This is a genomic window from Crocinitomix algicola (genome assembly GCF_001661595.2).
GTDB classification, from domain to species: Bacteria; Bacteroidota; Bacteroidia; order Flavobacteriales_D; family Crocinitomicaceae; genus Crocinitomix; species Crocinitomix algicola.
In genome coordinates, this window is record NZ_LYPF02000010.1 from 109573 (window position 1) to 124076 (window position 14504).

The 14504-nt window shown below is 35.3% G+C and carries 16 protein-coding genes; 6 read left to right on the plus strand and 10 right to left on the minus strand.

Annotated features, from left to right (window positions below; all coding sequences use genetic code 11):
* Window positions 1-62 precede the first annotated feature (62 nt).
* The 3 genes from A8143_RS06345 (at window position 63) to A8143_RS06355 (ending at window position 2262) form a co-directional block, all read left to right on the plus strand.
* Entirely contained in the window at window positions 63-515 is a 453-nt protein-coding gene (locus A8143_RS06345) for an FKBP-type peptidyl-prolyl cis-trans isomerase (RefSeq protein WP_066757226.1), read from the plus strand.
* A 29-nt stretch (window positions 516-544) separates the two neighbouring features.
* A complete protein-coding gene (locus A8143_RS06350) occupies window positions 545-829 on the plus strand; it encodes a hypothetical protein (protein ID WP_066757229.1) in 285 nt (94 codons plus the stop codon).
* Window positions 830-915: 86 nt separating this feature from the next.
* Window positions 916-2262: a T9SS type A sorting domain-containing protein gene (locus A8143_RS06355; RefSeq protein WP_066757233.1), complete on the plus strand. Its 1347-nt coding sequence runs from the start codon at window positions 916-918 to the stop codon at window positions 2260-2262.
* Between the two features lie 4 nt (window positions 2263-2266).
* On the opposite strand, the gene A8143_RS06360 is transcribed toward A8143_RS06355, so the two are convergent.
* From A8143_RS06360 to trpS, 5 genes are all read right to left on the minus strand, one after another.
* Window positions 2267-3154, minus strand: coding sequence for an SPL family radical SAM protein (locus A8143_RS06360; protein ID WP_066757235.1), 888 nt, complete (start codon window positions 3152-3154; stop codon window positions 2267-2269).
* Window positions 3132-3863, minus strand: coding sequence for a DNA alkylation repair protein (locus A8143_RS06365; RefSeq protein ID WP_083261247.1), 732 nt, complete (start codon window positions 3861-3863; stop codon window positions 3132-3134). The genes A8143_RS06360 and A8143_RS06365 overlap by 23 nt, the downstream gene beginning before the upstream one ends.
* 5 nt (window positions 3864-3868) lie before the next feature.
* Window positions 3869-4099: an exodeoxyribonuclease VII small subunit gene (xseB, locus tag A8143_RS06370; RefSeq protein WP_066757238.1), complete on the minus strand. Its 231-nt coding sequence runs from the start codon at window positions 4097-4099 to the stop codon at window positions 3869-3871.
* Between the two features lie 4 nt (window positions 4100-4103).
* Window positions 4104-5483, minus strand: a complete 1380-nt coding sequence (gene xseA, locus A8143_RS06375; RefSeq protein WP_066757240.1) for an exodeoxyribonuclease VII large subunit — start codon at window positions 5481-5483, stop codon at window positions 4104-4106.
* 109 nt (window positions 5484-5592) lie between these two features.
* Window positions 5593-6561, minus strand: a complete 969-nt coding sequence (gene trpS / locus A8143_RS06380) for a tryptophan--tRNA ligase (protein ID WP_066757243.1) — start codon at window positions 6559-6561, stop codon at window positions 5593-5595.
* Window positions 6562-6724: 163 nt separating this feature from the next.
* Here trpS and A8143_RS06385 point away from each other — a divergent pair, with 163 nt between their 5' ends.
* Both A8143_RS06385 and gatC read left to right on the plus strand, forming a co-directional pair.
* Complete coding sequence (locus tag A8143_RS06385; RefSeq protein ID WP_070137842.1) at window positions 6725-7486, plus strand: lysophospholipid acyltransferase family protein; 762 nt, start codon at window positions 6725-6727, stop codon at window positions 7484-7486.
* Window position 7487: 1 nt separating this feature from the next.
* Window positions 7488-7778, plus strand: a complete 291-nt coding sequence (gene gatC / locus A8143_RS06390) for an Asp-tRNA(Asn)/Glu-tRNA(Gln) amidotransferase subunit GatC (RefSeq protein WP_066757249.1) — start codon at window positions 7488-7490, stop codon at window positions 7776-7778.
* Window positions 7779-7959: 181 nt separating this feature from the next.
* Here the strand turns inward: gatC and A8143_RS06395 are convergent, their stop codons facing one another.
* The 3 genes from A8143_RS06395 to A8143_RS06405 form a co-directional block, all read right to left on the minus strand.
* Complete coding sequence (locus A8143_RS06395; protein WP_066757252.1) at window positions 7960-8442, minus strand: FKBP-type peptidyl-prolyl cis-trans isomerase; 483 nt, start codon at window positions 8440-8442, stop codon at window positions 7960-7962.
* 151 nt (window positions 8443-8593) lie between these two features.
* The gene (locus A8143_RS06400; protein ID WP_066757255.1) at window positions 8594-10744 is read right to left on the minus strand and encodes a glycine-rich protein; all 2151 of its coding nucleotides are present in this window, start codon (window positions 10742-10744) and stop codon (window positions 8594-8596) included.
* An 84-nt stretch (window positions 10745-10828) separates the two neighbouring features.
* Window positions 10829-11770: a T9SS type A sorting domain-containing protein gene (locus tag A8143_RS06405; RefSeq protein ID WP_083261248.1), complete on the minus strand. Its 942-nt coding sequence runs from the start codon at window positions 11768-11770 to the stop codon at window positions 10829-10831.
* 493 nt (window positions 11771-12263) lie between these two features.
* Between A8143_RS06405 and A8143_RS06410 the strand changes: the two genes are divergently transcribed.
* Window positions 12264-13367, plus strand: coding sequence for a sensor histidine kinase (locus tag A8143_RS06410; RefSeq protein ID WP_083261249.1), 1104 nt, complete (start codon window positions 12264-12266; stop codon window positions 13365-13367).
* Here A8143_RS06410 and A8143_RS06415 read toward each other — a convergent pair whose 3' ends face one another.
* Both A8143_RS06415 and A8143_RS06420 read right to left on the minus strand, forming a co-directional pair.
* A complete protein-coding gene (locus tag A8143_RS06415; protein ID WP_066757261.1) occupies window positions 13368-13895 on the minus strand; it encodes a DUF3124 domain-containing protein in 528 nt (175 codons plus the stop codon).
* 76 nt (window positions 13896-13971) lie between these two features.
* On the minus strand, window positions 13972-14304 hold the full coding sequence (locus tag A8143_RS06420; RefSeq protein WP_175437499.1) for a Rieske (2Fe-2S) protein: 333 nt from the start codon (window positions 14302-14304) through the stop codon (window positions 13972-13974).
* Window positions 14305-14504 lie beyond the last annotated feature (200 nt).

Here is a 14504-nt window from a genome sequence, read left to right on the forward strand (position 1 = left end):
AGAAATTATTGCATTTAAGTTGTTTATATTTACGCTACCAACAATTCTCAAATTATTTAAGAATGAAATATTTTATAATTGCTTTTATTTTAATATTCTCTGTGAGTTCCTGTGCTAAAAAACGCGCAGAAAAACAGGCAAAAGAAGATGAAACTATTATTCAAAACTATATTGCTAAACATGAATTAGAAGCTACTGCAACAGGTTCCGGTCTATATTATACCGTTGAAACACCGGGTGAAGGAGCAAGTTGCGACGCTAACTCAACTGTTAGAGTGGCTTATAAAGGTTATTTAACCAGTGGAACTGTATTTGATGAAAGCGAACCCGAGGGCGCCACTTTTGGCCTATTAGAAGTTATAGAAGGATGGACTGAAGGTATTCCACTCTACAAAGAAGGAGGAAAAGGAACCCTAATCATACCTTCTGCTTTAGGTTATGGAGAAAACGGTCGTGGAACCATCCCTGATAATGCCGTCTTAATTTTTGATATTGAATTAATCGAAGTTCTGTAAGCGTTTACAGTCAACAACGTCAAATAGCCATGGAAACTAAAAACGCTAACTATCAACCAATTGATTGTGGCTACTTTGATTACATGGAACATTACGCCACGTTAAAAAAACCGATAACAATTCGATATTTTGAAAATGAAGATATCGTTGAATTAAAACACCAAGTTATCATTAACTTAAGTGGAGGCAGAAATGGTGAATATATACATGTTAGAATAAATGGAACTGAACAAAAAATTCGCATGGATAAAATCATATCTGTCGATGGTGTAGAGGCAGCGAATTTTTCTTCTCAAAACTGTTCGAATAAGTAATCAATAAAATTGTTAAACTTTTCTTTTACCGACTAACTTTTAATTTATAGCCGTAATTTTGTCATTCAATAATTAACAATTACGACATGAAAAAATTCCTACCCTACTCCATACTTACTATCTTCTTGTGGTTTTCTGCCAATAGTTTTGCACAGATTTGCGAAACAACGTCCATAGAGTCAGGTTTAGATCAGCCTTCTAAAATCATTACCTGTGATTTCAATGGAGATGGCTATGAAGACATCGTTTACCTTAATTCTAACAATTATGACTTGGAATGGAAAAAGAACAATGGAAGTGATACTTTTGGTGCAGCAACAGGTTTAGTTGGTGATGCTGAGATTACTTTCTTAACATCTGCAGATTTAAATAATGACGGATATGATGAAATAATAATTACGACCTCATCAACTATCTATTATATAATGTACACTGGACCGGGCACAATTGAGTTTGAAGACATTTACACAATACCTGTACTTTATCATATTGATGCAATTTCTACGGGAGACTTCAATAATGATGGTTACGATGGTTTAGTTGTTGGATATTCGAGAACATCAACCCTACATGCCATTGTAGATGTAATTAAAAACGATGAACTGGATCTTTCTTTACAAGAGATTTACGAAGGAACGATAGGTACGGTGAGCGACCTTGTCATTGGCGATATTACTGGTAATAATAGAAATGATATAGCCATGGCTGGCTACAATAATTTTTGGTTTAGAAACAACGGAAGTGGTACATTTCTGCCTCATACGACTATAAGCTCAGCATCTTCAGATTTTGGTCGAATTGCCCTCCATGATTATGACAACGATGATGATATTGAACTCGTTGTACTAAATAATTCAGGAAATCTAATCGCGTATGGAATAGACATTACTGGAGAAGGCTGGCTTTATGACCCCATAAATTTATTATCAGGTTTACCGAGCGAACCTGTTAGTTTCGAGCACACATCATTAGACGGAAAAGACGTTCTTTATATATCCTCAAACACCGAATTAATTGGTCTTGAACACGAGGGTGATACTTACACGGAAACGACTTATTGTTCCGAAATTTCAATAGTTGGCGGAACAGCATTGTTTCACAAAGCAGACGGCTTAATTGAGTTAATTTACACTGATAATTCAAGCGGAACTATTGAAAAGATAAATGAGCCGAAAACAAACAATATTGAAAAATTTGAATTCGTTAATTGGAAGATATATCCCAATCCTACAACCGATAGAATTATGTTAGATGGACTTGAAATCAACGAGATTTCACACATACAAGTACTAAATAACTTAGGTCAAATAACACCTGTAATACTAAATCAAGATGGCACTATTGAACTAAGCGACTTACCAAGCGGAATTTATCATTTGATCGTTTACAGCCATTCAAATAGTGTTTCATCAAGAAACTTCATAAAAGAATAAACCTTTAAATAATACTCCTTTTGATTTGGTATTGCTGATGCAATTCTTTCATTTTATTATCAAATGCTAATCGATAATAAAGTGGCAACTCACTACTGAACGCAAAATAATTCAAGTATCTTTTATATAAATGGGGATAATGTTTCTCAATTGCTCTGAGGACTAAAGTTTTACTATCCCCTTTATTTTGCCCAAAAAGTGTAATAGTCGCTGGCAAAATATAATCGACTTTTAACTTGGAAAACGTAAGGTAAAATTCATCAAGTGCCTCCTTAGTATCCGAGATAAAGGGTAATAATGGCATCAAGCTAACACCGGTCTTAAAAGACTCCTCTGTAATTTGGGCTAACGCTTTTAGTCGTTGAGAGGGAGGATTTGCTCCCGACTCAAAAATCTTTGCAACCTCATCATCCAACGTAGAGAATGAAAATGAAACGATGGTTCCACCATTGAGTTTTCCATCTAAATCAGTAGGCAAAACAGCTGTGTGATGAATCTCCCGAAGTAAATCAACATCACGAAGTACATTATGAGACTTCGTAATTATATGAACAGGAAACTTATATTTTAAGATTATCTTTAACGCTTCACGCGTCAATTGGATGTGTTCATCAACGTCAAGATATGGGTCTGTTGCGGAAGATAATACAATAAAACCATACTGTTTTTTCTTAGCACGATTAAATAATTGTCGATCCAATACCGCTAAAGAATTTACTTTTCTAGTGAGCTTTTCTGCTAGATTTACACCATATTTTGATCCCCTGATATAACAGTACAAGCAGTTGAACGAACAACTACTATAAAGATTGAGCGTATAATCATCCAAAAACCAGGAGTCTCGCTGTTTTGTTTTGTTTAAGACTGATTTAACCTCTTTTTCGCGAAGCATAAGCATGTCGATTTAGACCAATTTCAATTTTTTTTTGAAACCATTGAGGTGTTTTAGAAGCATCAATCATCGCTTTATATTTAGTAATGATATTCGGATGAAATTTAGCAGTTGTCTTTGCTGCCCAACCAATACCTTGTTTAACCTGATAATTTTTATCTTCAGTCATACCTAAAAGCCATCGAAAAATCTGCTCCACTTTTTCACCTTCCAAATTCTTTTTGATTGCATAGTGAGCACCAGCGCCTAAAGCCCTCTTCACCCAAAAATTACCACGCTGACCAAAAGTATGGAACAAGCTATAACCAGCATCAAAATCCACCAACAAACCAACACCAAAAACGCGTTCTCCAATTAAATCCGCAACATACCAAGCGTCCCCATCAGCAATTACAGTTTTTGCCTTTTCGAAAGCAAACGTATAATTTTTGTGTAAATGAAATTGAAGCAGAATACCAATGATCACATTTCCCCCTTCCGTCTTGCGCAAAACCATTGCATCTATCCATAAAAGTTGATCTTTAAATGACATAATTTTTGTCATTGTCGATGCGATATACTCTAACAAAGGAAACTTTACTTTATGCACTAAAATACGTTCGTGCATAAAGTTGGTATAATGATCAACCCCTTTACATTGATAGGTACTAATTGCCTCCTCAATTATTGGGTTTATATCCGATTTTCGCGTGTAGAGCCTTTGAATCATCACAACTAGAATGGTTCTGCTTCATCTGAAGATTCAGGGCGGATAATTTTATTTATTTCCTCTTCGGTTGCATCCAGTTTTTCACGACAAAAATCAACCAGTAATTTTGCCATTTTAACTTTGCTTGCCAACTCATCGATTGTAATTTCTTTACGCTCTAGAAGGCGAACAATTTCCTGCAATTGTTCAAGGGCCTCATCGTATTTTAATTTCGGATCTAATTTAATTTCTTTCATAACACTATTGCTCTTTCACTGATTTCACCTCACTAATAATCAACCTACTATCAGTTAATGTTTTTAACTCTGCTCCTAATAATTCTCCAGTATATTTTTGCACATCAATATTTTCTATTGTTGATAGTGTATAGCCTTTTTTTAATAGAGACTCAGGGTTTAAATAAGTTAATAACTCTTCTTGATTTTTTAATCCAATTCTATTTCGTTCTATGGTATTTTTTGCATGAACTTGTATTGTTTCATACGGAGCAATTAATTCTGTACTTTTTTTAAGATTCACAAAATTCAGGGCGAAATTCGCGGCTTGATTTAATTGTAAATTTAAGTTAAACCGTTGATCATCCAATAAATCATGAGCAGCAATACGTAAATCATGTAAAATATCACGCATTTGATGATTTTCATCTTTTAAAAGCACTTGCGTGTAATGCACCAAATATTTACTCGTATGATTAAATTCATCCTTAAACTGACCTATCATACCCAATGCAATTTTAATCACCGCATCAAAACCGGATTGAAGTTCTGATCGAAAAACACCAGCTCGTTGATATAAAAATTTTGCGACTGCCGTTGGTGTAATTTGATGATTAAATGCCACAATATCAGCAACCACCTCATCAGTTTCATGCCCTATTCCCGTAATTACTGGAATTTTTGATTCGGCTATTTCTCTAGCAATTGCATATTCATTAAAAACATTCAAATCCATTTTACTTCCCCCACCACGTACCAAAACAATAACATCAACATTATAATTTTGTGCGTTTTGAATTGCTTTTACCACCTCATTAATCGCTCTTTCACCTTGAACAGTAGCAGGGAACTCTTTAACCTTAAAATTTGTATAAATAGCATTAGATGTTAACTCAGACAAAAAATCACGATAACCAGAAGTATTTGGCGACCCGATTAATGCTATTTTTTTGATGATAGCCGGTAGATAAAGTTGTTTTTGTAAAACGAATAGTCCTTCATTTTTAAGTCTTTCTATTGTCGCTTTTTTCTGCTTTTCTATTTCCCCATACGTTATGGTTGGATCAACATTTAGAATATTCAGTTTCAGTCCATAAATTGTATGAAATTCGATTCGAACATCCAACAACACTTTGTTACCCGCTTTAAAAATGGTAACCAATTCGCCATTTAAGTCTTGATTTACCCTGTTAAAAGTAGAAAACCACATATTTGCTGACATTTCAGCCACACGTTTTCCATCTTTAGAATCAGCTAAATCGAGATAATAATGACCATTTTTTTCTTGACATTTTGTGATTTCGGCAATCACCCAGAATGATTTAAGTGCAAAATTATCCCTGATAAACCCTTCTAAAGATCTATTAAGTGCTGCAAGCGGGTATATTTTTCTGTTATCTTTCACCTCTTAATTAAAAATAAAAGTACGTAAAATCCAGTAGGGACTTTGAACTTCTAATTTTATCAATCTTACTTCTACCTAAGACGAAATACCCTTCCTTAAGAAATTGTATTTAATAACCAATTTTAGCTCTTACTCTGGCCAAGACATCATTTGCTACTCCCCTTGCTTTCTCAGCTCCTTTTTCAAGTATTACATCCAATTCATTCGTGTTTTCCATGTAATAATTGAATTTAGTCCGTTCTTCCACGAATTCGGTTAAAATATATTCGAGTATCGCCTTTTTAGTATGACCAAAACCCCATCCTCCTTTCACATAGTTTTCGCGCATTTTTTCAACTTCATTTGGCTTTGCTAGTTGCGAATAAATTTTAAATGCATTACATGAATCTGGATCTTTTGGGTCCTCCAACGGTGTACTATCCGTAACGATACTATTCACCTGTTTTTTAAGTTGTTTTTCTGGTAGAAACAAATTAATATAATTTCCTCGAGATTTTGACATTTTGTGGCCATCAGTCCCAGGAATTAACATTGCATCTTTTCGAACGGAAGCTTCTGGTATCACAAAAGTTTCACCCATTTGATGATTAAAACGACTAGCTACATCCCGTGTAATTTCGAGGTGCTGTTCTTGATCCTTTCCTACCGGAACATACTGAGCATCATAAAGCAATATATCAGCTGCCATCAACATTGGATAAGTAAACAAACCTGCATTCACATCTTGTAACCGATCCGCTTTATCTTTAAAGGAATGAGCAAGAGTCAATCGTTGAAAAGGAAAAAAGCAAGATAAATACCACGTTAATTCCGCAGTTTGAGGCACATCACTTTGACGATAAAAAATTGTTTTATCAATATCTAAACCAAAGGCGAGCCAAGTTGCTGCAACACTATATGTATTGTTACGCAACTCTTCGTTGTCTTTGATTTGTGTGAGAGAATGCAAATTGGCAATAAAAATAAATGAGTCATTCCCATCTTGACCAGCCATTTCAATCGCTGGTCTAATTGCCCCCAAAATATTCCCCATATGCGGAACACCAGTACTTTGCACACCTGTTAAAATTCGTGCCATTTTTTTAATTCATTTTAATTTTTGAAGTAACTACTTCGATTATCCTTCAAAAATATGAATTATCGAGCAATGATTTTTTAGAAAAAGAATATAATTTATGAATGCTGTTAGATATTGAATCAAAAGGTTATTTAGAATGAATTTTAATTAACTTTGTTAGGCAATGAAAATACTATTTTTACCTTTCAGAATACTGTATCGCATCTATTTCGCTGCGGTCTTTTTTTTGGTATTATTAGTCTTGTATCCCATTTTCTGGATTTTACTTTTAAAACGTGAAAATTTTGACCGCGTATTCCGTTTAAAAGTGATGACCTCTAAAATTATTTTGTTTTTGGATTTCATTTACCTCAAAAAGCGTCAACCTACACCTAAATTACCTCCTGGTCCAGTTGTAATTTGCTCGAACCATGCATCCTATTTAGACATAATTTTAATGTATCAAATTCTACCTAAGAAGAAATTCTTGTTTATTGGAAAAGCAGAACTTTTGAAGTGGCCCATTATAAATATCTTTTTCAAAAATTTGGATATTTCTGTAAATCGTGAAAAAAGGAGCTCCGGTATGAAGAGTATTCTCCGTGCTAAACAAGAAATAGAAAATGGTTGGTCAATTGTTATCTTTCCCGAAGGCGGCATTCCTGTGGACACGCCTGAACTCGCTCCGTTTAAAAATGGGGCCTTTAAATTGGCAATTGATGCTCAAATCCCAATATTACCCATCACGATACTAGACAACTGGAAGTTATTCGACGTTGACCCCTTGTTAACAGGTCCTGCACGACCAGGAATTTCGAATGTAATTATTCACGAACCGATACCAACTATTGGGTTGGATAAAAAAGATTTAATAAATTTGCGTCAGCAAACCTTTGAGACAATTAACGAACCATTGATTGAAACCATAAAAGGAAAGAATAATTAAGATGGAAATAACAGACGAAATTGTAGATCACATTGCTCATTTAGCGCGATTAGAATTTAACGGAGATGACAAGGTTAACATCAAAAAGGACCTATCGAACATCATCGACTTTATAGATCAATTAAATGCGGTGGATACAGAAGGAGTTGAACCATTAATTTTCATGTCTGATGCAATCAATGTCTTAAGAGAAGATAAATTTGAACCTAGTATCACACAGGCGGAAGCACTTAAAAATGCTCCGAATCATGACTCCGACTATTTTAAAATTGCAAAAGTGTTAAAAAAATAAGGCCGTCCCAAGAACTGGAACGACCTTAACCCAAAACCCATGAATCAATTAGTCTAATTCGAATATACGAATGGAAGAATCGTGCCAGAATTATTGAAAACGCAGCCATTAAGAAATATTTAACAAAAAAAGCCCGATGGAATTATCGGGCTTTTTGGGTATTAAATCTAAAAATGATTTTCTAGTGTTGGTGTCCGCCTTCACCATGCACATGACCATGTGCAATTTCATCTGATGTCGCAGGTCTTACATCGACTACTTCTACATCAAAATGCAAAGTCATATCTGCAAGTGGGTGATTTAAATCAAGCGTAACGTCATTTTCTTTTATGTCGGAAACAACAGCAATAACCGGACCTTGCTCCGTATCCAATTGAACACGCATTCCAGTTGTTAATTCTTCAGTTCCTTGAAATCCATCCTTGGAAACAACACGCAACAAGTCATCTCTTCTTGATCCGTACCCCTGTTCAGGTGGAATTACAACATTTAATTTATCACTCGCTACTTTACCTTCTAATTCCCCTTCCAAACCAGGAATTAAGGCTCCAACACCGTGTAAATACACCAAAGGCTCTCTTCCTTCAGATGTGTCCATTATTTCCCCTGCTTCGTTTTTTAAAGTGTAGTTCATAGTTACTACACTATCCTTTGCTATATTCATATCTGCTTTTTTAATTCAGCGCAAAGGTATGGATAGTAAAAAGAATAGGAAAAATAATCACGAATAGATTTGAAAATCTTTAAAAACGAAGACTTTACAAAAAAAAGGAGCATCCTTTTAAGACACTCCTTTAACATACTGTTTTTAACACCTATTGCTTAACGATTTTAATTGTTTCCAATTCTTTATCAACTTCAATAGTTAAATAATAAATTCCTCTTGCAAACGCTGTTAAATCAATAATTTCAGTATCAACACCTTTAGCATGAATCAAAACCTGACCATTAACAGATTTCAACATAAATCCATACTCGCCAGTACCGTTAATTAAAATGTTATCCGTTGTAGGATTAGGGTAAACTTTAAACTTGTGAGAACTTAGGTCAACAACACCTAATTGGCTACTCACTGTTATTTCAACTTCTTTCAAACAACCATTATCATCCATTACCATTAATGTATATGTTCCTCCCTCTAGACCTGTCAAGTCCTCAGTATCATCAAAATCACCCGCTTCATCAATATCCCAATCGAAAGTATAATCAGGAGAACCTCCAGAAACTGTCACATCAATTTCTCCATCACTCCCCATAATTTCGTCAATAGTTGAATAGGTAATCACTAATTCATCTTGAACAAAAACTTCCGTAGTTGCCGTGTTTTCACAACCATTAGCGTCTGTGCCGGTAACCGTAAATGTATTTAAACCTTCAGTTTCTAGTGCAAAAGGTTCTCCATTAGAAATATCACCCGGTTCCCATTCGTAAGTCACAGCACCTTCCCCTGATAAAGTAATTAACTGTCCAAAGCAAATTTCTTCATCATGCATTTCAACAGAAACCGTTGGCAAATCATGAACAACTAAAGTAAAAGAAGCCATATTTGAACATCCATTTTCATCTACTCCAGTTACTGAGTAATCGAATTCACCTGTTTCTATCGGTTCAAAACTTACTCCATCTTCAATAAATGGCATCCAAGTATAATCAAGAGCACCAGTTCCAGAAAGTGTCACCTCATCACCAAAACAAATTTCATCTGATGAAGCATCTATACCAACATCTGGTAAATCAAAAACCATAACATCAACGCTAGCAGAGTTTTCGCAACCTGTCAAAACATCTAACCCGACAACTTCAAAAGAATTAACTCCAACTTCGACAGTTGCATATGGCACACCACTTTCAACACCTATTGGGTCCCAAGTAAATTCATCAGCACCATCTGCAATTAATATAACTTCATCACCCAAGCAAACTTCGGTTAAATCTGTTTCCACTACAACTTCTGGTAATTCTAAAACTAAAACTTCAATATCGTGCGAACATTCTTCCTCTAAATCACTCTCAACTGTAAAAACTAATGTTCCCGTCATGTCCGGCGTAAAAGGCTCTCCATTAATTACACCATCACTCCAAGTAATTACACCGTCTCCGCTTGCTTCCAAGGTTAACTCATCTCCAAAACAAATTTCTTCAGACGACATCGTAATCGTAAGTGGAATACATAATTCAGTAATAATGATTTGACCATCACCTTCCCTTACCCCAGCGGTAGTAGCTCCAAACTCGACATCAGCTATATATGATGACCCGCCACCAGCATGACCGTCTTCGGCACTGCCTCCTCCGCCATACCAGCCTCCTCCACCACTTCCAGAATGTCCTGACGGATGAGCTCCAGCAGCACCACCAATACCGAATGTACCTGCTTCACCGTTATACCCTGCCACTCCAGCTACTCCACCAGCAACTTGAGTGCCACCGCCACCATTAGGCCCCCCTTCTGTAGGATGTGCTCCACCGGCACCTTCAAGACCTCCGCCATTACCCGCAGATCCACTACATCCAGACCATTCTGCTCCACCTCCACCTCCGGCTACAATTACACGATCTGTAAGCTCTGTTCCTCCAATTCGAATATCTGATGCCCCACCTCCTTTTGCACATGTGCTCTCATTGTCACAAGCTTCACCTCCACCATTCCAACCTCCGATATTTCCAGCTTCGCCCTTACCGCCAACATAAATATTTAAAACGTCTCCAGGTGTCACATCTAATTCTCCTTCGGCTTGACCTCCAAGTCCCCCGATTATACAATCAGCTGCATCATTTAACGCAGTGCCTCCTTGCGCACCAAAAGCTTCAATATGAATGCGCGTTATCCCTGCTGGCACAGTATAAGTTTGTACCGTGCCCGTGTAATCAAACGTAATAACATCCTGTGAGAAACCCACATGTGTGCTGCCTCCTAGACAAAACACAGCAAATAAAATTTTTTGAATTCTTTTGAAATTATTCATAGTAATAGGTTTTTTTATTCTCCTAAAATAAGAATAATTATTAACCTATCGCACTAGTTGTCAGTTCCTAATAAAGATTTAAATTTAATTAAATGCGATTTGTGTTTTTTGATTTTCTGTCACCAAGAAATAAACACCCGGATTTACTATGCCTTCAAAATCAAAAACGAAATAATTTCCATTAAAATCAGTTACCTTTTGATTAAACAACAATCGACCAGACATATCATAAAGCTGGACATCAAGACCATTCATCGGAACATCTTCAACATAAATCGTTCTCAACGTTTGTGTTGAAGGATTAGGAAAAACCATTAATTCTTGATTGGTTATCTGTTCTACATTAACAAAGATTGCAGGAAAAACTTTTGTTGTTCCATCAAAATCAACTTGTGATAAACGATAATAGTTTCCGTTTAAACTTGGCTCATTATGAAAAAACTGATAATTAATTTGAGCTAGACTGTTACCAGCCCCATCTACCTCTTTTATTTTTCTCCAGTTCTCGCCATCTACGCTATGCTCAAGAACGAAATAATCATTATTCAATTCGGATTCTGTAACCCAAGTTATGGAAACACCTCGTTCGTTTTGCTCTGCATTAAAAGCTACCAGCTCAATTGGAAGAAGTTCGTACCCCATTAAATCTCCATCTCCAGCTCTCCAAACTCGATCTCCACAAATTTCTATATAATTAGAGTTTCCTCCGCCTCCACCACCTTTGAGTTGACCTCCAGTGTATATAATCACTCCTGTATCACCACAAGGTAATTTTAATTTTCGTCCTGTTTGAAACTGCAAAGTTCCTTCCACAATAATTATCATTGCCCCGCAAGACTCATAATTTTCTGTACTTGTAATAGTAACTGTTGTATTACCCGGAACATAAACCGTGTCATAACAACCAGGCGCTGTAAGATCCCAAGTAGAATTATCATCCCAATCACCATCTGTAACAGCTGTAACAATACTCGCTTTAACTTGTAGGAGACTTAAAACAAACATTATACTTACTAAAACTTTCATTTTTCACATTTTTGTTAGTAGTTATTGTGACTTAATAATCACGTAACAAATCTACGTATAAAGTCTTATAATAGTTTTACTTAACGATATTTAGTCATTAAATTTCGATAAACGGTAAGTTGTAATTAAAACCTTTAAAGCACCGTCAAAAAAATGACTTTATAATTTAATATTCAATTAATTTTTCTTATAAAAAACACTTGTAAACCCTTGAAAATCTTACTTTTATAATCAATAGTCGAGTTTTAAAATTAATTAAGTGCGATTTCTAAAACCTTGAAATCAAAAAATATAGCTGTAAAATTCTTCTTGAGATCTTACTTTAATCCCTTAAAATCCGAAATCAGTATTTACACCTAATTTCTAAGTAAAATGACGATAACTCCTAAAAAAAATCCGATAAGTGGAAACAAAAGTCTACTTAACGTAATTTTTTGTCATTAAAAGTCCTTAAAGAAATTTAGAATATTGTTTGGTTAACTAACTTTGCACTATGACGAAAATGGATTTTGATAGTAGCCGACTTTCTAAGAACCTTGCTGAACGAGTGAAGGAATTAGATTGTTTATATAAAATCTCGCGTATTGCGGCTATCCATAAACAAAATATTGATGAGGCATTACGATTAATTATGATAGAAATCCCAAAAGGATGGCAATTCCCTGAACAAATTGGAGCAAACTTACAATTTGACGGTCAACTCTTTGGCGAAAAAATATCAAGCAAACATCAGCAAAACACCATCTTTCAAATTAACAAGACGGTGACAGCCACTCTGACCGTATTTTACAAAGACCAACCAAAAACAGGAAACAATCCTTTCTTTTTGATGGAAGAGCAAGCATTATTAAATCAAATTGGTTTTGAAATTGCTAGCTTAATTGAAATCGATTTAAAAAATAAAAAAGAAGCACTCATTAATGAAAAATTACGCAAGAACGACCGTTTGAACTTGTTGAGTGAAATAACTGCTGGAATTGCTCAGGAGCTTACAGGTCCTTTACAAAATATCCTAAAATCTTCTGAAGAACTGAATATTTCAGATAATGAAGAAAGCAATAAGTCTGCTTTAGAACGCATAGTTTCAGACACAAATGAAGCGAAAGAAATAGTCAAAAAATTAAAATTTTTTGCTAGTGATATGCCTTCTGAATTAACGGTTGAGAACTTAAATGAAATCGTAAAAGATGCCTTTACAATCTTGAGCGCCAAAATAAAGGAAAAGAACATACAATCGTACACAAACTTATCTAACGGCTTACCCTCAGTTAAACTTGATCGAAGTCAATTTACGCAGGTAGTATTAAACATTATTATCAACGCAATTGACGCTATGGAAGATGGGGGAACATTAACGATTACAACTACTGGTATAAATAAGGATGTCCGTCTAAAGATTAAAGATTCAGGTAAGGGAATTCCTATGGAAAATTTCAAAAAAATATTTGAACCATTTTATACAACAAAAACTACAAGTGGGGCAGGCCTGGGACTATCTGTCGCACATGGAATTGTTCAATCGCATGGGGGAAGGATTGAGGTTGACAGCACCATAGGTCAAGGCACAACATTTACCGTGATTATGAGAGCGGAATAACTATTCAATTGGACGAATAGGGGTACCTTCAGCGATGAATGAAAATCCTTTATTGGAGTATTCCCCAATCATAACCGCTTGAATTCTTGGTACAGCAATATTTTTAGATGAGCTGACTTCCACAATGAAATTAGCACCTGCACCTCCACTTACATCTTCACGTTCGATCACATAATTTACCGTTCCAACTTCTGGTAGGGCTATAGACTTATCTATAAATTGACGCACTAAATTTCCATCGGTATCGTAATAGTCAATTTTGGTAATGTATAGGGTATCCGTTAAACTTACGTTTCGAATACTTAATGTTGCTGAAAGTAAGTTATTTGGATTGTTCTCATCTACATAAATATCCGAATAGATTGGAACATAAAATACCTCGTTGTATTTTTGCTCTGCAGGGTTTAGTACATGATCCAATTCTAAAACCTCTAATTGATCTTGCCCTGAAGCATTTTTATTAGGGTCTCGATCAACACAAGCGATTAAGGCTAAAAAAACAAGGAGATTTACAAACTGATATTTCATGAAATAAATTTATATAATTTTGAAATGATATTGAATCTGATGCGCCTTTTATTTGATATTTGATAAATACAAAACATCAAAACCAACTGAAATATTCAAACCCAGCATATATACCATCCTCTTTTTCTTGTATGGGATAGTTTTCTAGGTATAAACCAGCACCACGACCGGTAGATAGGTCAAATCCATAACGATGCCAGGGACAAATGATTTTTCCGTTCTCACATTTTGCGTCTTCTAATTTAATTCCTTGATGAGGACATTTATTTTTAACCAAATAAAACTTATCCTCATATTTAATAAGTAATAGACCACGTTCATTAATTGTAATTTTCATCATTGTACGGTCTTGTATCAAATTGTCTAAATACTCAAATGATTCTGCAAATTTTACCCATTTTATCTTCATAGAAAACATGGTCAAAAGTTAGCGATTATATTCAAAACTTGTAACAATACTTGATTTAGCGTTATAGACATGTAAGGAGCAGAGAAAAATTCGGTCATCACAATCTACAGTATTGTGGTACCGAATTTTCATCATTGAATAAGGACGAATTTATTTGCTTTCCACCTTCTTGCAATTTTCAGTCAATAAATCCGTATATC

Excerpts from the sequence above, each read along its gene's own strand:
- A8143_RS06350 (WP_066757229.1), top strand. The coding sequence starts at position 545 with ATGGAAACTAAAAACGCTAACTATCAACCAATTGATTGTGGCTACTTT.
- A8143_RS06415 (WP_066757261.1), bottom strand. The coding sequence starts at position 13,895 with ATGAAATATCAGTTTGTAAATCTCCTTGTTTTTTTAGCCTTAATCGCT.
- A8143_RS06345 (WP_066757226.1), top strand. The coding sequence starts at position 63 with ATGAAATATTTTATAATTGCTTTTATTTTAATATTCTCTGTGAGTTCC.
- A8143_RS06410 (WP_083261249.1), top strand. The coding sequence starts at position 12,264 with ATGACGAAAATGGATTTTGATAGTAGCCGACTTTCTAAGAACCTTGCT.
- A8143_RS06420 (WP_175437499.1), bottom strand. The coding sequence starts at position 14,304 with ATGAAGATAAAATGGGTAAAATTTGCAGAATCATTTGAGTATTTAGAC.
- gatC (WP_066757249.1), top strand. The coding sequence starts at position 7,488 with ATGGAAATAACAGACGAAATTGTAGATCACATTGCTCATTTAGCGCGA.
- A8143_RS06360 (WP_066757235.1), bottom strand. The coding sequence starts at position 3,154 with ATGCTTCGCGAAAAAGAGGTTAAATCAGTCTTAAACAAAACAAAACAG.
- A8143_RS06355 (WP_066757233.1), top strand. The coding sequence starts at position 916 with ATGAAAAAATTCCTACCCTACTCCATACTTACTATCTTCTTGTGGTTT.
- xseB (WP_066757238.1), bottom strand. The coding sequence starts at position 4,099 with ATGAAAGAAATTAAATTAGATCCGAAATTAAAATACGATGAGGCCCTT.
- A8143_RS06395 (WP_066757252.1), bottom strand. The coding sequence starts at position 8,442 with ATGAATATAGCAAAGGATAGTGTAGTAACTATGAACTACACTTTAAAA.
- trpS (WP_066757243.1), bottom strand. The coding sequence starts at position 6,561 with ATGGCACGAATTTTAACAGGTGTGCAAAGTACTGGTGTTCCGCATATG.
- A8143_RS06385 (WP_070137842.1), top strand. The coding sequence starts at position 6,725 with ATGAAAATACTATTTTTACCTTTCAGAATACTGTATCGCATCTATTTC.
- A8143_RS06365 (WP_083261247.1), bottom strand. The coding sequence starts at position 3,863 with ATGATTCAAAGGCTCTACACGCGAAAATCGGATATAAACCCAATAATT.
- A8143_RS06405 (WP_083261248.1), bottom strand. The coding sequence starts at position 11,770 with ATGAAAGTTTTAGTAAGTATAATGTTTGTTTTAAGTCTCCTACAAGTT.
- A8143_RS06400 (WP_066757255.1), bottom strand. The coding sequence starts at position 10,744 with ATGAATAATTTCAAAAGAATTCAAAAAATTTTATTTGCTGTGTTTTGT.